This window comes from Pilimelia terevasa, from assembly GCF_014647915.1.
Taxonomy (GTDB): domain Bacteria; phylum Actinomycetota; class Actinomycetes; order Mycobacteriales; family Micromonosporaceae; genus Pilimelia; species Pilimelia terevasa.
On record NZ_BMQC01000017.1, the window covers coordinates 52,627 to 70,373 of the forward strand.

Sequence of the window (17,747 nt, forward strand, 5' to 3'; positions counted from 1 at the left end):
GCGGACTCCTGGTCATAGAGACGCGTCGATTGGCCCCCCGGTTCACTCCGAACGTCACAATGTGTGACTGCCGGTTCGGAGGAGGCGGAGGCCGGCGCTGGTGGATCCCACCAGCGCCGCAGACGCAGACCCGAGCACCACTACGCAAGGTGCGCGCCGGGGCCGACCGGCGCGCGGCGTTCTCAGGCGAGGTCGTACTCCCGGGCGACCTTCTCGGCCTCCTCCTGCCGGCCCTGCTCCGCCAGCGCGCCCGCCAACAGGCCCGCCGCCCGGCCGATCGCGGGGGCGTCGCGGGGGATGGCGGTCAGCAGCTCGCGCAGGACCGGTTCGGCGTCGGCGGCCCGACCCAGGCGCAGCAGGATCTCGGCGCGCACCAGTTCGGCGCTCAGCGCCTCGCCGAACGCCTCGATCTCCCGCAGCCGGGACGCCACCGGCGCCACCCGGGCCAGCGCGGCGTCGAGGGCGTCGGCGCCGATGAGGACCTGTGCCCCGTCACGGGCGAGCATCGCCGTCTCCCAGACGCCCTCGGGCTCGGCGGCGACCTGCGGGGGCAGCGCCGCCGCGGCGGCGTCGGCCTCCGCCAGCGCGGCCGGCGCCGCGGGGTCCTGCGCCCAGTGCAGCGCGCCGGCCCGCTGGCGCAGGGCGCGCAGCGCGGGCAGCACCAGCCCCGCCCGGGTGTACGCGTCGGCGGCCTGCCGGAACCGCACCGCGGCCTCGGCGTCTCGGTCGGCCCGGTACAGCAGCACCCCGGCCTCCTCGCGCATCTGGCCGTGGTCGCCCAGCAGGTCGAACCCGCTGAGGTTGCCGGCCAGCTCGTCCAGCGTCGTCACGGCCGCCGCGGACTCCCCCAGCTCGCGGTAGCAGCGTACGAGCAGGTACCGGCACCGGTCGGCGTCCGCGGCGGCACCGGCGGCGACCAGGCCGGGCAGCGCCTCCTCGGCCAGCTCCGCCGCCTCCACCGGGCGCCCGACGGACAGGTAGGCGTCGGCCAGCTCCGCCCGCAGGAACGCGGCCGGCTCGGTCGCGCCGGCCGCGACGCACGCGCCGAGGGCGGCCACGTAGTCGGCGACCGCCTCCGGTGCCCGGTCCCGGCCGCGCCGGTGCCGGGCGCGCTGGAGGTGGGCGTTGGCGACCACGTCCGGCTCGACGGCCGCGGCCACGGCCTCGTCCAGGACGGTGTCCAGCTCGGACGCGTCCTCCGGCAGGTGCGCGGCGTGGGCGAGGCAGAGCTGCGGCCAGTCGTCGCCGCCCAGCCCCCGGGCCGCCTCGTAGGCGGCGCGCAGCGCGGCGGGCACCTCGTCCTCGCGGCCGAGCGCCGCCAGCACCTGCATCCGGCGCAGGGCCACGGTGGCGCCCAGCTCCGGTTCGTCGGCGGGGGCGGTGGCGGCCTCCACGACCGGCAGCGCCGCGGCGGCGTCGCCGGTGGCGACGAGCGCGAGCGCCAGCCGCAGCCGCGCCCGGCAGGCGTCCGCGGCGGTACCCCGGGCGACCACCTCGGCCGTCGCCGCCCGCACCTGCGCCAGGCCCGCGTCGGTCTCGTCCCCGGCCGGCGGCTCCGCCTGCGCGGCCGCCACGCAGCGGGCCAGTCCGGCGGCGGCGACGCACAGGTGGGCGCGGACGTCGTCACCGGCCGCCCGGAACCCGTCGGCGGCCTCGCCCCAGCAGGCCCGCGCCTGCGCGAACTCGTCGGCGGCGATGTGCACCCAGCCGCGCGCCTCGGTCAGCCGGGCGCGCTGCACCGGGTCCAGTCCCGCGGCGGCGAGGCGGTCGGCGTGGGCGGCCACCAGCGCTCGCACCGCGCTCGTGTCGCCGCCGCGCTGGCGGCGCTCCAGCTCGTCCAGGACCACGTCGACCGGCGCGTCGGCGGCCGGTCCCGCGTCCTTCGGGTGGCCGGCCGGTCCCGGCGCGGGCGTCGGCACCGCGGTCAGCGGGACGTGCGTCCCGAGCGGGCCGGCGTGCCGCAGCATCGCCACGCGCCCGCTCTGGTAGTCGGTGCCGTTGCGGGCGTCGAACCGGGCCGCCAGCTCCTCGGCCCGGCCGCCCAGCTCCTCGGCCAGGTCCCCGGCGGCGCGCGCGACGGCCTCGCCGCCCGCGGCGGGGCGGCGGTGGATCCGGGCGTCCGGGACCCGGCGCAGCGCCGCGGCCGCCGCGGCGGCGAACTCCATCGCGGCGTACGGCGAGGGCGCCCGGTCCAGCCAGTCCAGGTGCCGGCGGACCAGCTCCAGCGCCCGCGCGTCGTTGCCGGTGAACACGCAGAACCGCACGTGCTGGGCGATCGCGTCGAGCCGGGCGGGCCGGTCCCGCTGGCGGCGGTACGCGCGCAGGTGGGCGTCGCGGGCGCGGTCCGGGGCGTCGACGCGCAGCAGCGGCAGCATCAGGGCGGTGAGGATCGCCTCCGGCTGTACCCGGCAGGTCAGCCGGCCGTCCAGGACCGGCCCGGCCAGCGCCACGGCCTCCGGCGAGCGCCCCAGGTCGTACAGGTAGTGGACCCGGGTCGTGGGGTCGCAGCCGGCGCAGTCGGAGTTCTCGTCGCGCGGCGCCGCCTGCCAGCGGTCGTACCAGTGCGCGGCCGCCTCGTCGTCGCCGAGGTGCCGGGCCAGCCCGAACCGCTGCGTGTACACCGCGTGCAGGCTGTGCCCGCCGGCCCGGTACCGGCGCTCCATGTCGTCGAGGACGGCCAGCGTCCGGTCCAGGGGCACCTCCGGGAAGGCGGTCAGCGACCCGCAGACGTACTTGAACTGCCAGCGCAGCCGCCAGTCGTCGGACCGGTCGTGGTACCCCGGGTTGCGGTCGAACTCGGCCAGCGACCAGGAGAAGGTGACGAACGCCTTGGCCGGCTCGCCGCCGCGCTCGTACGCCTCGGTGGCGCCCATCCGCGCCGCGAACCGCAGCTTCGGGTCGTCGAGGGCGTCGGCCTGCCGCATCGCCTCCTCGGCGGCGGCGATCTGCGCCGCCCCGTCCGGCAGCCGCTCGGCCTCGCGCAGCAGCGCGGTCACCTGTTCGCTGTTCACATCGCACCGTCCTGGTCGGCCACGGCCCGGTCGATGAGGGCGTGGAATGAGGTGTTCATCAGCGCCGCCTCGGCGGGCCGCACGGGGTGGTGGCCGCGCAGCAGCGCCTGGCCGTACAGGCCCTGCACCGCCGCGCCGGCCAGGTCGCGGTCGGGCAGGCCGGCGATGCGGCGCACGAGCGGGTTGCGGTGGTTGAGCACGAGCTGCGGCCGGCTGGCCGGCGCGGTGTCGGCGATCGCGTCCAGCACCCCGGCCCAGTCGTCGCCGACCTGCGGGCGGGTGGCGGCGAGTTCGCGGCGGAACTGCGCGTCCCGGCCGGCCAGGTACAGCGCCGGCAGCGACACGGGGTCGTAGGCGCGCAGCACGACCTCGCAGTCCACCGCGCCGAGGGCGTCCTGCGCGGCGGCGAGGAACCCCTGTAGACCCAGCTCGACGGCCGGGTCCAGCCCGTCGAACGCCGTCGCCACGTCCCCCGGCTCCAGCCGGACGGTGCGCACGGCGGGGTCCACGGCGGCGAGCCGGCCGATGAGCGCGGCGTCGTAGGTGTACCCGGCGTTGACCACGGCGAGCTGCTGGGCCGCGGCGACGGCGGCGACCTGCCGGAACTCGTCCACCGTGGCGACGTACCGCAGGACCCCGTGCCGCCGGGCGAACTCGGTCAGCGTCAGCGGACCGGTGTTGGTGGTCATCGGCCACCAGCGGGCGACCATCCGCAGCAGGTCGTCGTCGTGCAGGGCGAGCGCCTTGACGCCGAGGTGGTGGATCTCCAGGAACGCCGCGAGCCGGGCCGGGTCGCGGGTGGACAGCCGCAGCAGCCAGTCCCGGATCTGGCCGCCGAGCGCGGTGCGGACCTCCTCCAGGACCCCGTCGTCGTACAGGGCCTCCCGGCTCGCGGTCGGGCGCAGCTCGGTGGCGTCGACGGCGAGGCGGGCGAAGAACGCCCAGTCGGGCAGCAGGCCCTCGGCGCCCTCGGACAGCAGCATCCGCTTCAGGTACACCCGGTGTCCGGCGCGCGCCACGGGGTTGGCCGGCGCCGGCAGGATGAACGCCGCGCCGGTCAGCCCCGCGGCCGGCACGTGCACGGGGACGACGTCGAAGGGCGGCGCGCCGAGCAGGGTGCGCCCGTAGGCGTGCAGCCGCGCGCGCCGGTCCGGTCCGGGCGCCCAGGGCAGGGCACCGACGGTGGTGACCGCGTCGCCGACCCGGACCTGGTAGGGCAGCATCGAGCCGTAGGTGCGGGCCAGCGCGGTGACGGTCGCGGTGTCCAGCCAGTGGGCGGCGTCGCGGCGGGGGACCAGGGTGACGGTGGTGCCGCGCTCGGCCCGCCCGGCGGGCGCCGGCCCGACCGTGTACCGGCCGTCGGCGCGGCCCACCCAGCGCACCGTGCGGCCGTCCCCGGCGCGGGTGTCGACGCGGACCTCGTCGGCGACCATGAAGCAGGACAGCAGCCCGATGCCGAACTGGCCGAGGAAGTCGTGCCGGGCGAAGCCGAGCTCGTCGCGCTTGGCGCTGCGGCCGATGGTGGCCAGGAACCGGTGCACCTCGTCCTCGGTGAGCCCGACGCCGGTGTCGTGGACGCGCAGCACGCCGTCGGGGCCGGCGTCGGCGGGTTCGAGCCAGACGACGGCGGGCGCGCCGGGGTCGTCGGCGCGGCGGGCGGTGATGGCGTCGACGGCGTTCTGGAGCAGCTCGCGCAGGTAGACGCGGGGACTGCCGTACAGGTGGTGGCTCAGCAGGTCCACCACGCCGCGCAGGTCGACCTGGAAGCTGTTCATCCGCGCTGGCTCCTCGACGCCGGGTGTCGAGGAGCCAGGCTAGCCCGGATCGCGGCGCGGGGTGTGCCCGCCGTCCTACATGCTGAACGTGGGGTCCGGCGTGATCACGCAGAACTTGCCGCCCTGCGGGTCGTGCATGAGCGCCATCCGGCCGGGCGGGGTGGTCTCGCGCAGCAGCTCGGTGGCGCCCATCGCCAGGGCCTGGTCGGCGACCGCGTCGCAGTCGGCCACGGCGAAGTAGACCGACCAGTGGGGCGGGGCGTGCTCGCCGACGGCGTCCAGCTCCGGGGTCACGGCGTAGAGGCCGGCCACGACGCCCTCCTCGCGCTCCAGCACCGCGTAGGGGACCTCGGAGACGTCGATGTCGCGCGCCCGCACGGGCAGGACCCCGGGGTAGAACCGCTTGGCGCCCGCCAGGTCGGTCGTGGCCAGCTCGGCCCAGCACATCGCGCCGTCGGCGGCCACCAGCTCGGCGCCGGGCAGGGCCCGGCCCTGCCAGACCGAGAAGTACGCGCCGGCCGGGTCCTGGAACACCGCGAGCCGCCCCTTGTCGTGCACGTCCGTGGGCGCGACGACGACCTTGCCGCCCTGGGCGTCCACCTCGCGGGCGGTGCCGTCGGCGTCGGCGACGGCGAAGTAGACGGCCCAGGAGGTCCCCCGCGCGGCGTCGGTGGCGGTGCCGAGGCCGGCGACGACCCGCCCGCCGCTGCGGATCAGGTGGTACTCGCCGGCGTCGGCCAGCGGCTCGAACGTCCAGCCGAGGGTCGTGCCGTAGAACTCCTTGGCGCCGTCGATGTCCGTGGTGCCGAGGTCGACCCAGTTGGGCGTACCCGGTGCGTACGTTGTCGTCATGGCCTGATCCTTACCCGCCGGCTCCGACATTTACCTCCACTCGCCCGGACCGCCCCCCGGCCCAGCGACAACGGACATGTGCCGCGGCTCAGCCCAGACCGGCGCCGACCTCGGTCAGCGACCGGCCGCGCGGCCGGTGCATCTGGAACGGCGCCAGGCCCGCCGGCAGGGGCGCCCGGCCCGGCCCGCCGTCGGCGAGCCAGCGACTCAGGGCGGCCCGGGCGTCAGGGTCCAGGGCGCTGAACCACACGGTGGTGCCGCCCCGCCGCCGGCCGGTGCGGGACGGGCGGACCACCAGGACGTTGGCCTCCGCGCACGGCCCCAGGCACTCGCTGGTGCGGACCGTCAGCAGGTCCGGGTGCCGGTCGCTGAGCGCGCGCAGGTCGGCCAGCTCCCCGGCGTGGTCGACGTCCGGGTGCTTGGCGGCGCTGCCGCAGCAGCAGCCCCGGCAGAGCACCACCCCGCTGCGGGTCTCCGCCGCGCCGCTAGCCACAGTGGATCCTGTGTGGTCGTCGGTCGCTGTCCATTCCCGTTGCCTCCCCCGTGTCGGCGCGCCGGAACCCTACCGCGCGCGGCCGGTCAGCGCAGCCGGTCGGGGTAGCTGGTCAGGTAGCCGCCCATGCGCGTGAAGTACTCCCCGGCGGCCAGTTCCCGGCCGTCGGCGGTCCGCACCCGCGTCACCAGCAGGCCGCGGCTGCGCCCCCGGCGGGCGTCCGCCCCGGCCACGACGGCCACGCCGTCGCCCTCGCGGTAGAAGATCCGGCCGGGGGTGCCGCCGTACCGGCCGGCCGACACCTCGGCCCCGATGATCTCCAGCTTCTCGCCCCGGTGGAAGCAGTAGGCGGCCGGGTACGGGGCGCACTGGGCGCGGACGAGCCGGTCCAGCTCCTGTGCCGACCAGGTGAAGTCGATGCGGATGTCCTCGTCGCTGCGCTTGTGGAAGAAGCTGTAGCGGTCCGGGTCCTGCGGCGTCCAGTCGGTCCTGCCGCTGGCGATCAGGTCCAGGCCGTCGACGGTGATGGGGCCGAACAGCGCCAGCGTCTTGGCGAACAGGTCGGCGGTGGTGTCGCGGTCGCCGACCGGCACGGCGCGCTGGAGGACGACGGGGCCGGCGTCGAGGGTCGCGTCCATCATGTGCGCGGTGACGCCCACCTCGGGCTCGCCGTTGATCAGAGCCCAGATCAGGGGCGCGAAGCCGGCGTACGTCGGCAGCAGGGAGTCGTGGACGTTGAGGGTGCCCATCGGCGGCAGTGCGAAGATCCGCGGCGGGATCCAGGTGCGCCAGTTGCAGGCGACGATCGCGTCGGGCGCGGCGGCCTTCAGGGCGTCGTACAGCTCGTCGTCGTCGGGGCGCTCCCGCTCGATCACCGGCACCCCGTGGGCCGCCGCCAGGTCGGCCACCGAGTCGCTCCAGATCTTCTCGTAGGCGCCCCCGCCCGGCGGGTGGGTCACCACGAGGACCACCTCGTGCGGGGAGTCGAGCAGCGCCTGGAGCGTGCGGTGCCCCCAGGTCTGGTAACCGAACATCACGACCCGCATGGGGGTTCCTCCGTACCTAGACCGGCCGCGTGCGCGTGAATCCGCGCACAGGTGTTCCTAGTAAACCAAGCCTTCCCTAAGGTTAAGCACACACCTCCGCGTCCGTCGATATGGGTTTAGGTTAGGCTACCCAAACTCAACGGCGAACCAGTAGCGGCCCCGGCCGCGCGAGGGGACGGACATGTCTCAGCCACTCCCGGCAGCCACGCCACCGGTGTTCGACCTGATCGGAGTCGGCTTCGGGCCGTCGAACCTGGCCATGGCCATTGCGACGCAGGAGCACAACAGCGCCGTACCGCGGGAGAGCGCCGTCACGGCCCACTTCCTGGAGCGGCAGCCCACCTTCGGCTGGCACCGCGGGATGCTGATCGACGACGCGACCATGCAGGTCTCGTTCCTGAAGGACCTGGTCACCCTCCGCAACCCGGCGAGCGAGTACAGCTTCCTGTGCTACCTCCAGAGCCGGGGCCGGCTGGTCGACTTCATCAACCACAAGACGCTGTTCCCGCTGCGGATCGAGTTCCACGACTACTTCGAGTGGGCCGCCGCCAAGGTCGACGACCAGGTCTCCTACGGCCACGAGGTCGTCGAGGTCCGACCGGTCACCGGCCCCGACGGCGCCGTCGACCACCTCGACGTGGTGGCCCGCGGCGGCGAGCGCCCCGGCGAACTGACCGTCTACCGCGCGCGCAACCTGGTCGTCGGCACCGGCCTGCGCCCGAAGCTGCCCGCCGGCGTCACGCTCTCGGACCGCGTGTGGCACAGCCGGGACCTGCTGCGGCACACCGCGCGGCTGGCCGGCACCGCCCCGAAGCGGTTCGTGGTCGTCGGCGCGGGCCAGAGCGCCGCCGAGACGGCCGCGTACCTGCACCGCGAGTTCCCCGGCGCCGAGGTCCACGCCGTCTTCGCCCGGTACGGCTACTCCCCCGCCGACGACAGCGCCTTCGCCAACCGGATCTTCGACCCGGCGGCCGTGGACGACTACTTCACGGCGCCCGAGCCGGTCAAGCGCAAGCTGATGGACTACCACGGCAACACCAACTACGCCGTCGTCGACATCGACCTGATCGACGACCTGTACCGCCGCGAGTACACGGAGAAGGTGCGCGGCGCCCGCCGCCTGTACCTGCGCAACGTCGCGCACGTCGCCGAGATGACCGACACCGGCACCGGGGTCCGCGCGGTCGTCGCGTCGCTGGTCAGCGGCGAGCAGACGGTCCTGGAGGCCGACGCGGTCGTCTACGCGACCGGGTACCACGAGCAGGACGTGCGGGAGACCCTCGGCGACCCGCTCGCCGACCTGTGCCAGCGGGACCCGCAGGGCCGGCTCGCCGTGGACCGCGACTACCGGCTGCGCACCGCCCCCGCCCTGCGCTGCGGGATCTACCTGCAGGGCGGCACCGAGCACAGCCACGGGATCACCTCGTCCCTGCTGTCCAACACGGCCGTGCGGGTGGGCGAGATGCTGGAGTCGGTGCTGGCCGAGCGGGTGGTGGCCACCGGGGTGCCGGCGGTGCGCGCACAGTCGCGGGCGGCGTTCCTGGGCTGAGCCGGCGGCGGCTGAGCCGCCGCGAAAATCGCCGCTGACACGTGAGGGGCGGGCACCCGGTGGGTGCCCGCCCCTCACGTGGTGACGCGGTGCGCCGGTCGGCGCGGCCTGCCCGTGCGACCTACTTGTAGGGCTTGGCCGCCGCCTTGGCCGCGGCCATGTAGGCCGGGTAGTTCAGCTTCCAGAAGCTCTGCATGCAGGAGTACTGGGGCGTGAAGCCGGCGCAGTTGCCGGTGCCCGGGCCGATCTCGATGGTGTAGCCGGGGACGCCCAGGCGGCCGTAGATCCAGTCGTCGGTCGCGCCGGGGGCGAAGTAGTTCAGGCCGCCGTCGCCGTGCACGACCTGGTACCGGTTGTGCGCGCCCATCGCGTCCGCGATCGCCTTCAGGTCGCTGTGGTTCGGCGCGTTGTTGTTGGTCCAGCCGTACGGGAAGATGTTGAGCTGCGCGTACGCGTGGACAGTGAGGAAGACGCCGGTGGTGTCCTTGGACGCCGGGGTGTTGTCGGCGTCCGGCTTGGTGTCGCGGTAGATCCGCTTCAGGAACGACTCGATGCCCTGGGTCTCGGGCTCGCTGTCCGGCCCCGTGCCCGGGTACGTCTCGGAGCACTTACCGCCCTGGTTCTTGTCCCAGTGGTAGTCCGAGTTGCGGTTGAGGTCGGTGCCGATCTGGGTGCCGGAGCAGCCGTTCTCGTGCAGGTTCTTGCGCTGGAGCACCGGCCGGCTGGAGTTGGACGACACCACGTCCACGCCGTCAGGGTTGGCGATCGGGATCACCCAGACCTCGGTGCTGTCCAGCAGCGCCGTGACCTCGGAGTCCTTGCCGTAGTTGTTGACGAGCTGATCCATGAACATGTACGACAGCTCGCCCGAGGCCAGCTCCCGCGAGTGGATCTGGGACATCAGCGTGAACTTGGGCTTCTTGTTCGTGTTGGTCAGCTCGCAGTCACCAGAGGTGATCTTGGTGATGCACACGGCCTCGATGTCGTGGCCGCCCTGGCCCTGCGTCTTCTTCCAGGACTGGCCGATCGTGTGCTTGCGCACCAGCGTGGGGTGCGCGCTCGCGACGGCGGCGTTGTGCCGCTCGTGTCCGGCGCTGGTGTGGTACCCGCCGTAGTAGGTGTCCGCGTTGGCCTGGAAGGACGGGTCGACCGGGTGGTACTGCGGCGCCATGTACTTGGCCGTCAGGCCCAGGGCCCGGGCCCGGGCGGGCGTCGTGCGGTCGCCGAGGACGCCGACGCCGAGCGCGCTGTCGCCGTGGCCGGCCAGGTCGAAGCCGTTCGCCTCCAGCAGCGTGGCGAGGTGGCCGGTGCGCATCCCCGGCTCCTGGACCAGGTACATGGCCTCGCCGTTGGGGTTGGCGAGGGCGACGGCCGCCGCGTCGGCGCTCGCGGACTGGCCGGTGGCCAGCGGGAGCGCGACGGTGACGGCCGCGGCGCCCACGGCGAGCAGGGTGCGCACGCGCGGACGCGGCGCCGAAGACGAAGACGTCATCGTGAATCCTCACTCTTCAGGCTGGGTGGGGGTGGATGCCCGTAGATGAGGTCCATCACAGCAGGAGCGGCTGAGAAAGTCACGAACTTGAATCCATGAGTTTCCGGGAGGTCGATCCGACGCGCGGGCGTTCACTGTCTCATGTCAGGACATAGCCGGGCAGTTGATCAACAGCCGGGCAGCCGCTCCACCAGGTACCGCTCCACCTGGTCCAGCGCCACCCGCTCCTGGGCCATCGTGTCCCGCGCCCGCACCGTCACCGCCCCGTCGGCGAGGGTGTCGAAGTCCACGGTGACGCAGAACGGGGTGCCGATCTCGTCCTGCCGCCGGTACCGCCGCCCGATCGCCTGGGAGTCGTCGAACTCGACGTGCCAGCGGCGCCGCAGCGCGGCGGCCAGGTCGTGCGCCTTCGGGGTCAGGTCGGCGTTGCGCGACAGCGGCAGGACCGCGACCTTCACCGGCGCCAGCCGCGGGTCGAACCGCAGCACCGTCCGCTTGTCGACCCCGCCCTTGGTGTTCGGGGCCTCGTCGACGTCGTACGCCTCCAGCAGGAACGCCAGCACGGCCCGGGTCAGCCCCGCCGCGGGCTCGATCACGAACGGGGTCCACCGCTCGTTGCGGGCCTGGTCGAAGTACGACAGGTCGACCCCGGCGTGCTTGGCGTGCGTGCTCAGGTCGAAGTCCGTCCGATTGGCCACGCCCTCCAGCTCGGCGAACTCCGCACCGCCGAACCGGAAGCGGTACTCGATGTCGACGGTCCGCTTGGCGTAGTGCGACAGCTTCTCGGCGGGGTGCTCGTAGAACCGCAGGTTGGCCTCGGACAGGCCGAGGTCCCGGTACCAGTCCCAGCGCTGGGCCAGCCAGTACTCGTGCCACTGCTCGTCGGTGCCCGGCTCGACGAAGAACTCCATCTCCATCTGCTCGAACTCGCGGGTGCGGAAGATGAAGTTGCCCGGCGTGATCTCGTTGCGGAACGACTTGCCGACCTGGGCGATGCCGAACGGCGGCTTGCGCCGGGAGGAGTTCATCACGTTGGCGAAGTTGACGAAGATGCCCTGGGCGGTCTCCGGGCGCAGGTAGTGCAGCCCCTCCTCGCTCTCCACCGGGCCGAGGTGGGTCTTCATCAGACCGTTGAACATCCGCGGCTCGGTGAAGGTGCCCCGGTTGCCGCAGTTGGGGCAGGCGAGCGCCGCCAGCGACGGCGGCGGGCCCTCGTGCCGCTCGGCGTACGCCTCGGCCAGGTGGTCGGCGCGGAACCGCCGGTGGCAGGACTGGCACTCGGTCAGCGGGTCGACGAACGCCTCCAGGTGGCCGGAGGCGGCCCACACGTCCCGGCTGAGGATGACCGCGGAGTCCAGGCCGACGACGTCGTCGCGCTGCTGGACCATCGTGCGCCACCACTGGCGCCGGACGTTCTCCTTCAGCTCCACGCCCAGCGGCCCGTAGTCCCAGGCGGAGCGCGTGCCGCCGTATATCTCGCTCGACGGGTAGACGAAGCCGCGGCGCTTGGCGAGGCTGACGATCGTGTCGATCCGGACGGCGGACATCGGGGTCTCCTCCTGCGCCGGCTGGCGGTCGGGCGGGAACAGTTGTCGGGTCACGGTAGCAAGCGGGCGAGCCGGTCAGCCCGGCTTTGCCCCGCCGTGCGGGGCGGCGCTCACGGGACGACCGGGTCGACCTGGCAGACCTGGAGGTCCCCGGTGCCGGTGTCCTGCTCCACGCGGACCTGCCAGCGGGCGACGCCGCCGTCGACGAAGCTGACCGCGACCGGCACCCGGACCGTGGCCGTCCCCAGTTCGGCGTCGCTGATCTGGTACGTCCGCAGCGGGCGCTCGCCGCGCACCCGGCCGGTGAACTGGGTCAGCGTCTCCCGCCGCCGGGCCTCCGGGCACAGGCCGTCGTAGGCCTCGCGGTACCGGCCGGTCCGCACGTCCTCCAGGTACTCCCGGACCGCCGCGTGCGCGCGCTCGTTGATCGCCTTGGCGCCGACGACGGCCAGCCCGACGCAGGCGGTCAGGCCGCCGCCGCAGCACAGCAGGACCACCAGCCCGCCGGCCAGCAGCCCCGCCCACAGCCGGGTGGTGTGCCCCTCGGTCGGCGGCGCGGGGAACGGCGGCGTGACGCCCGGACCGCGCGGCGGCGGAAACGGCGCCGGCCGGCCGGGGGCCGCGGGCGGCGGGGGCGCGGAGCCCCCCTCCGGCGGCGGACCGGGGGCGGGCGGCGGAGCCGGCTGACCGGGTGCGGCGCTCATGTCCGCCCATCGTAGTGGGGGCGGTCAGCGGCCGGGGCGGACCGCACGGTCGCTGGCGAACGCCGCCACCTGCCCGCCGGGCTCGGCGGCCGCGAGCGCCTCGTACGCCGAGGGCTCGTCCAGCGACCGGGCCAGCAGCGGCGTGGCGTGCAGCTTGACGTCGAAGCCGCCCAGCGCGCGCCGGTAGCTGCCGACGGACTCCCACTCGGTGACCAGGCACCACGACTCCGGCGCGTCGAGCGCGCGGGTCAACCGGCCGGCGAGGTAGCCGGGCCGGGCGGCGAGCGCGGCCAGGGCGGCGTGCGCGCGGGCGGTGAAGTCGGCGGCGTCCGCCTCCTCCACCACGAAACGGTTGATCACGAGCACGGGTTCTCCCGGTCGGGTCGGCGGATGTGGCAGCGTGTCCGCACAGCGTAGGCGGGCACGCCGCCGCGGCCGACGACAGGAGCCGAGATGACCTCCGGTACGCAGCCCCTCCCGGTCCGGCTGGCCGCCGGGTTGGCCCGGCGCGGCACGACGCCTGTCCTGTTGGCGACGATTGCCTATCTCCTGCTCGCGCTCTACGCTCCGAAGTTCGTCGGGGCGGTGCTGCTGCTGGCCCTGGCCTGCGCGTTGGCCGCCCTGGGGCGGTACACCTGGCGGAGCGCGCCGGCGGGTGCGCGGGTCATCCGGGCGGCGGTCGTCTGCCTGCTGGTAGGGGTGGCCCTGCTGAAGCTCGGCTGAGCGGCCGGGCGCCCCACTGGATCAGCCAGTTGACAATCATTGTCATTATGGCGAACAGTAGAACTCATGTGGTACCGACCCCCGCACGTCCCGCGCCGCGCTCCCGCCCTCGCCCTGCTCGCCGCCACCCTGCTCGCGGCCACCGGCTGCGCCGACCGGCCCGCTGACGACGGCGACCCCGGGAAGATCACGGCGGTGGCCGGGTTCTACCCGATGCACTACCTGGCCGCCCGCGTCGGCGGGCCCTCGGTCGCGGTCACCAGCCTCGCCCGGCCGGGCGTCGAGCCGCACGACATGGAGCTCACCCCGGCCCAGTTGGAGACCGTGCGGGACGCGGAGCTGGTCGTGTACCTGCGCGGCGTCCAGCCCGCCGTCGACGCCGCCGTCGGCGACTCCGGCGACCGGCTGTTCGACGTCGCCACCCACGTCCCCCTCGACGCCCCCGCCGAGCCGGCCGGCCACGACGGCGAGGCCGAGCCCGACGGCCACGACGAGGGCACCACCGACCCGCACGTGTGGCTCGACCCGCAGCGGTACGCCACCGCCGCCGAGAAGCTGGCCGCGCGCCTGGGCACGCTGGACCCGCCGCGGGCGGCCGGCTACACCGCCAACGCCGCCGCCCTGCGCACCGAGCTGACCGAGTTGGACGCCGCGTACCGCACCGGCCTGGCCACCTGTACCCGCCGCCAGATCGTGACCAGCCACGCCGCGTTCGGCTACCTCGCCCGGCGCTACCAGCTCACCCAGGTACCGATCACCGGGATCAGCCCGGACCAGGAGCCGGCGCCGCGGCGGATGACCGAGATCGCCGCCCTCGCCCGGCAGTACGGGGCGACCACGATCTTCTTCGAGACCCTGGTCAGCCCGAAGATCGCCGAAACGGTCGCCCGCCAGGCCGGCGCCGGCACGGCGGTCCTGGACCCGATCGAGGGCGTCAGCGGCGCGGACGACTACCCGGCCGTCATGCGCCGCAACCTGGCCACCCTGCGGCAGGCGCTGGGGTGCCGGTGAGCGGCCCGGCCGTCGTCGAGGTCGCGCACCTCACCGTCGCCTTCGGCGAGCGGGCGGTGCTGCGCGGCGTCGACGCGCGGGTCGGCTCCGGCGAGGTCGTCGCCGTGATGGGCGCCAACGGCTCGGGCAAGTCGACGCTGGTCCGGGCGGTGCTCGGGCTGATCCCCGCCGACGCGGGCCAGGTCCGGCTGTTCGACACGCCGCTGCGGCGGTTCCGGCAGTGGCACCGGCTGGGCTACGTACCGCAGCGGCTGGGCGCCGGCAGCGGGGTGCCCGCGACCGTCGCCGAGGTGGTGGCCGCGGGCCTGCTCGCCCGCCGGGGACTGCTGCGGCCCTACGGCCGGGGGCGCCAGGCCGCGGTGGCCGGCGCCCTGGCCGCCGTCGGCCTGGCCGACCGCGCCGACGACCCGGTGGCCACCCTGTCCGGCGGCCAGCAGCAGCGGACGCTGATCGCGCGCGCCCTGGCCGGCGGGCCGGAACTGCTGGTCCTCGACGAGCCCACCGCGGGCGTGGACGCCGCCAGCCAGGAGGCGTTCGCCGCCGCGGTCGGCGGGTTCGTCGACGGCGGCGGTACCGTCCTGGTGGTCCTGCACGAGGCCGGGCCGCTGCGCCGCCTGCTGACCCGGGCGCTGGTCGTCGCCGACGGCCGCGTCGTGCACGACGGCGCGGTACCGCAGGACGCCGTCGGGTACGACCACGTGCACCCGCACGGCCCCCCCAACGGGACGGAGCTGGGCCGGTGACGGCGATGTTCGGCTCGGAGCTGATGCTGCGGGCCCTGTGCGCGGCCCTGGTCATCGGGGTCTGCGCCCCGACGCTCGGGACCTACCTGGTGCAGCGCCGGATGTCCATGATCGGCGACGGCATCGGGCACGTCGCGCTGACCGGCGTCGGCGTCGGCCTGATCCTGGACCAGTCCCCCGTCCTGGCCGCCGTGGTCGTCGCGGCGCTGTGCGCGGTCGGCGTCGAGCTGGTCCGCGAGCGCGGGCGGACCCCGGGCGACCTGGCGCTGGCTGTCCTGTTCTACGGCGGCATCGCGGGCGGCGTCCTGCTCGTGGGCGCCGCGGGGCGCAGCAGCGGCGGCAACCTCCTGTCGTACCTGTTCGGCTCGCTGGGCACCGTCACCGACACCGACCTGGCCGTCATCGGCGGACTCGGCGCGGCGGTCCTGTCGGCGATGCTGCTGCTGCGGCCGGCGCTGTTCGCCGTCTGCCACGACGAGGAGTTCGCCCGCGTCTGCGGACTGCCGGTGCGCGCGCTGAACATGCTGCTGGCTGTGACCACGGCCGTGACGGTCACCATCGCCATGCGCGCCGTCGGCCTGCTGCTGGTCAGCGCCCTGATGGTGGTGCCGGTGGCCACGGCCCAGCAGGTCACCCGCGGCTTCCGCGGCACCCAGCTCGCCGCGATGGCCGTCGGCGGCCTGGCGGCCTTCCTCGGGGTGGCGATCTCGTGGCAGGCCGACACCGCGCCGGGCGCCACGATCGTCATGGTGGCCATCGCCGCGTTCGTCGTCGTCGCGCTGGCCGCGGGACTGCGGCGGACGCTGGTCCGTCGCAGCGGACCCACCGACCGTTGGCTACCGTGGAGGACATGACCGCGGCACAGCCCACCCTCGCGGGCGGCGACACCAGCTACCACGCCGCCAGCGAACTCCTGCGGGCGCTGGCCGCGCCCACCCGGGTGGCGATCGTGACCGTGCTGGCCGACACGGGCACCCGCTGCGTCCACGAGCTGGTCGAGGCGCTGGGCATACCCCAGCCGCTGGTCTCCCAGCACCTGCGGGTGCTGCGCCGGGCCGGGGTGGTCGAGGGCGTGCGGACCGGCCGCGAGATCGCGTACTCGCTGGTGGACGAGCACATCACCCACATCGTCGCGGACGCGGTCAGTCACGTACGGGAGGAGCGGGCATGAACGGCGGCGCCACCGGGGTACGCAACACGCGGCAGCGCAGCGCGGTCAGCGCGCTGCTGGCCGAGCTGGACGGCTTCCACAGCGCCCAGGACCTGCACGCGATGCTGCGCGCCCGCGGCGAACGGGTCGGGCTGACGACCGTCTACCGGACACTCCAGACCCTGGCCGACGCCAGCGAGATCGACGTGATGCAGCTCCCCGGCGCCGAGCAGCTCTACCGGCGGTGCAGCGACGGCCACCACCACCACCTGGTCTGCCGCGCCTGCGGCCGGACGGTCGAGGTCGCGGGCCCGGCCGTCGAACGCTGGGCCGAGAAGATCGCCGCGGAGCACGCCTTCCGCGACATCAGCCACACCCTGGAGATCTTCGGCACCTGCCCGACCTGCTGAAGGCATCCGCGACGTCCGGGCTGACGCTTCCCGCTCAGACATCCCTATCCGGGCACCCTGGCCACGCGGCGGTGCGTTCCTACAGCTCGTCCATGGCCTTGGTGATGAGGCGACGTGCGTCCCGGCCTTGTGCTGCCTGCTCCTGGAGCCGGGTAAACAGCTTCTCGTACAGCCGGATCTCACTCGGGCGGGTCACGCGGATCTCAGCGGTAGGGGTCTCCAGCAGCACGGCGCGGGAGTCGAACAGCCAGAAGCCGACTGAGGCGATCCCGTATGTCCGTGTCGCTAGCGGGATGACGCTCAACGATAGGTTGGGCCGCTGCTGGACAAGGGAGAGGAGGTGCACGAGCTGGGCCTCGTGTTGCTGCTCCGGGTTGTACCGGGTGCGGATCGCGGTCTCGCTGAGCACGACCACGACCCGGCGAGGAGCTGACAGCGCCAACACGGCTCGCCGCTGGCGGAGCTCGACAGCTTGCTCCAAGTCGTCGGGAGCGTCGAAGAACTCGCGCCAGAAGGAGAGCACCGACCGCGTGTAGTCGGCGGTTTGGAGGATGCCAGGAATGACGTTCAGCTCGTGGATTCGAAACAGCGTCGTGCCCTCGTAGATGGAGACCGACCGAGGCCCGCCGGCGCGCCTCAGGCCAGCTCGGACCCGTTGCTGCCACTCGGCGTAGGCGTCCTCGACTTCCCGCAGGGTGGCAAGGAGGTCGGGAACTTGGTTCTCTGCCTGGCAGGCTGCGCACCAGTCGGCGATGTTGCGCTCGGCTGGGGAGACGTGCCCGTTCTCGATGCGGCTAAGCCAGGTGAAGTGCACGCCGATCCCCGCGGCGAGCGCCCGGCCCGTCAGCCCAGCGGACTTGCGAAGCTGACGGAGCCGAGCGCCCAGAGCCCTACGACCCTCGTCGGCCGCGCTAACCGGGCTTGAACGCATCGTTGGCGACGGCAGAGCTCCAGCACCGCTCGAAGGCGGAGCGACACAGCTCCACGGTTGACGCGTCGTCTGTAGCGGAGTAACCGGCGGGGTTCAGGTCACCGTCGAAGTGCAGGAACATCACCGTGCGGTCGTCGAGCAGGTAGTAGTCGGTGCCGGGGAAGGCCACCTCTAGGACAGAGCGGGGGTCTGCTGCACCAACTGGTGACACCTGAGCTGGCTTGCCGTTGAGGCGGGCTGGAAGGATGCCACCGTGCCCAAGCCCTACCCCCGAGAGTTCCGTGACGACGTCGTGCGGGTCGCCCGCGGC

Annotated in this window: 18 protein-coding genes; 7 read left to right on the top strand and 11 right to left on the bottom strand. The window is 74.2% G+C overall.

Annotated elements, in window-relative coordinates:
- Positions 1-182: 182 nt before the first annotated feature.
- From IEY75_RS18120 to IEY75_RS18140, 5 genes are all read right to left on the bottom strand, one after another.
- A complete protein-coding gene (locus IEY75_RS18120; protein ID WP_189115580.1) occupies positions 183-3,011 on the bottom strand; it encodes a hypothetical protein in 2,829 nt (942 codons plus the stop codon).
- Positions 3,008-4,786: an HSP90 family protein gene (locus IEY75_RS18125; RefSeq protein WP_189115581.1), complete on the bottom strand. Its 1,779-nt coding sequence runs from the start codon at positions 4,784-4,786 to the stop codon at positions 3,008-3,010. Before IEY75_RS18125 ends, IEY75_RS18120 begins: the two co-directional genes overlap by 4 nt.
- 75 nt (positions 4,787-4,861) lie before the next feature.
- Positions 4,862-5,638 carry a VOC family protein gene (locus tag IEY75_RS18130; RefSeq protein ID WP_189115582.1) on the bottom strand — a complete coding sequence of 259 codons (777 nt, stop codon included), beginning with the start codon at positions 5,636-5,638 and terminating at the stop codon, positions 4,862-4,864.
- Positions 5,639-5,726: 88 nt separating this feature from the next.
- Positions 5,727-6,131: a (2Fe-2S) ferredoxin domain-containing protein gene (locus IEY75_RS18135; protein ID WP_189115583.1), complete on the bottom strand. Its 405-nt coding sequence runs from the start codon at positions 6,129-6,131 to the stop codon at positions 5,727-5,729.
- A gap of 86 nt (positions 6,132-6,217) precedes the next feature.
- Positions 6,218-7,177 carry a methionyl-tRNA formyltransferase gene (locus tag IEY75_RS18140; RefSeq protein WP_189115584.1) on the bottom strand — a complete coding sequence of 320 codons (960 nt, stop codon included), beginning with the start codon at positions 7,175-7,177 and terminating at the stop codon, positions 6,218-6,220.
- 181 nt (positions 7,178-7,358) lie between these two features.
- Between IEY75_RS18140 and IEY75_RS18145 the strand changes: the two genes are divergently transcribed.
- Entirely contained in the window at positions 7,359-8,726 is a 1,368-nt protein-coding gene (locus IEY75_RS18145; RefSeq protein ID WP_189115585.1) for a lysine N(6)-hydroxylase/L-ornithine N(5)-oxygenase family protein, read from the top strand.
- Between the two features lie 121 nt (positions 8,727-8,847).
- Here the strand turns inward: IEY75_RS18145 and IEY75_RS18150 are convergent, their stop codons facing one another.
- The 4 genes from IEY75_RS18150 to IEY75_RS18165 form a co-directional block, all read right to left on the bottom strand.
- On the bottom strand, positions 8,848-10,218 hold the full coding sequence (locus tag IEY75_RS18150; protein ID WP_229789871.1) for a M14 family zinc carboxypeptidase: 1,371 nt from the start codon (positions 10,216-10,218) through the stop codon (positions 8,848-8,850).
- Between the two features lie 167 nt (positions 10,219-10,385).
- Positions 10,386-11,765 (bottom strand): glycine--tRNA ligase, encoded by a 1,380-nt coding sequence (locus IEY75_RS18155; protein ID WP_189115586.1) that lies wholly within the window; start codon positions 11,763-11,765, stop codon positions 10,386-10,388.
- Positions 11,766-11,875: 110 nt separating this feature from the next.
- Positions 11,876-12,469 carry a hypothetical protein gene (locus IEY75_RS18160; RefSeq protein ID WP_189115587.1) on the bottom strand — a complete coding sequence of 198 codons (594 nt, stop codon included), beginning with the start codon at positions 12,467-12,469 and terminating at the stop codon, positions 11,876-11,878.
- Between the two features lie 24 nt (positions 12,470-12,493).
- On the bottom strand, positions 12,494-12,835 hold the full coding sequence (locus tag IEY75_RS18165; protein WP_189115588.1) for an antibiotic biosynthesis monooxygenase family protein: 342 nt from the start codon (positions 12,833-12,835) through the stop codon (positions 12,494-12,496).
- A gap of 87 nt (positions 12,836-12,922) precedes the next feature.
- Here IEY75_RS18165 and IEY75_RS18170 point away from each other — a divergent pair, with 87 nt between their 5' ends.
- From IEY75_RS18170 to IEY75_RS18195, 6 genes are all read left to right on the top strand, one after another.
- Positions 12,923-13,192, top strand: a complete 270-nt coding sequence (locus IEY75_RS18170; RefSeq protein WP_189115589.1) for a hypothetical protein — start codon at positions 12,923-12,925, stop codon at positions 13,190-13,192.
- Positions 13,193-13,258: 66 nt separating this feature from the next.
- Positions 13,259-14,203 (top strand): metal ABC transporter substrate-binding protein, encoded by a 945-nt coding sequence (locus tag IEY75_RS18175; protein WP_189115590.1) that lies wholly within the window; start codon positions 13,259-13,261, stop codon positions 14,201-14,203.
- A complete protein-coding gene (locus IEY75_RS18180; protein ID WP_189115591.1) occupies positions 14,200-14,946 on the top strand; it encodes a metal ABC transporter ATP-binding protein in 747 nt (248 codons plus the stop codon). The genes IEY75_RS18175 and IEY75_RS18180 overlap by 4 nt, the downstream gene beginning before the upstream one ends.
- 5 nt (positions 14,947-14,951) lie before the next feature.
- Positions 14,952-15,800 carry a metal ABC transporter permease gene (locus IEY75_RS18185; RefSeq protein ID WP_189115598.1) on the top strand — a complete coding sequence of 283 codons (849 nt, stop codon included), beginning with the start codon at positions 14,952-14,954 and terminating at the stop codon, positions 15,798-15,800.
- On the top strand, positions 15,797-16,117 hold the full coding sequence (locus IEY75_RS18190) for an ArsR/SmtB family transcription factor (RefSeq protein WP_189115592.1): 321 nt from the start codon (positions 15,797-15,799) through the stop codon (positions 16,115-16,117). The genes IEY75_RS18185 and IEY75_RS18190 overlap by 4 nt, the downstream gene beginning before the upstream one ends.
- Complete coding sequence (locus IEY75_RS18195; RefSeq protein WP_189115593.1) at positions 16,114-16,506, top strand: Fur family transcriptional regulator; 393 nt, start codon at positions 16,114-16,116, stop codon at positions 16,504-16,506. The genes IEY75_RS18190 and IEY75_RS18195 overlap by 4 nt, the downstream gene beginning before the upstream one ends.
- Before the next feature lie 79 nt (positions 16,507-16,585).
- On the opposite strand, the gene IEY75_RS18200 is transcribed toward IEY75_RS18195, so the two are convergent.
- Together IEY75_RS18200 and IEY75_RS21050 are read right to left on the bottom strand one after the other, a co-directional pair.
- Positions 16,586-17,437: a helix-turn-helix domain-containing protein gene (locus IEY75_RS18200; protein ID WP_189115594.1), complete on the bottom strand. Its 852-nt coding sequence runs from the start codon at positions 17,435-17,437 to the stop codon at positions 16,586-16,588.
- Positions 17,418-17,747 (bottom strand): DUF6879 family protein (locus tag IEY75_RS21050; RefSeq protein ID WP_373290294.1); only part of this gene is annotated, 330 nt, incomplete at its 5' end. The genes IEY75_RS21050 and IEY75_RS18200, both read right to left, overlap by 20 nt.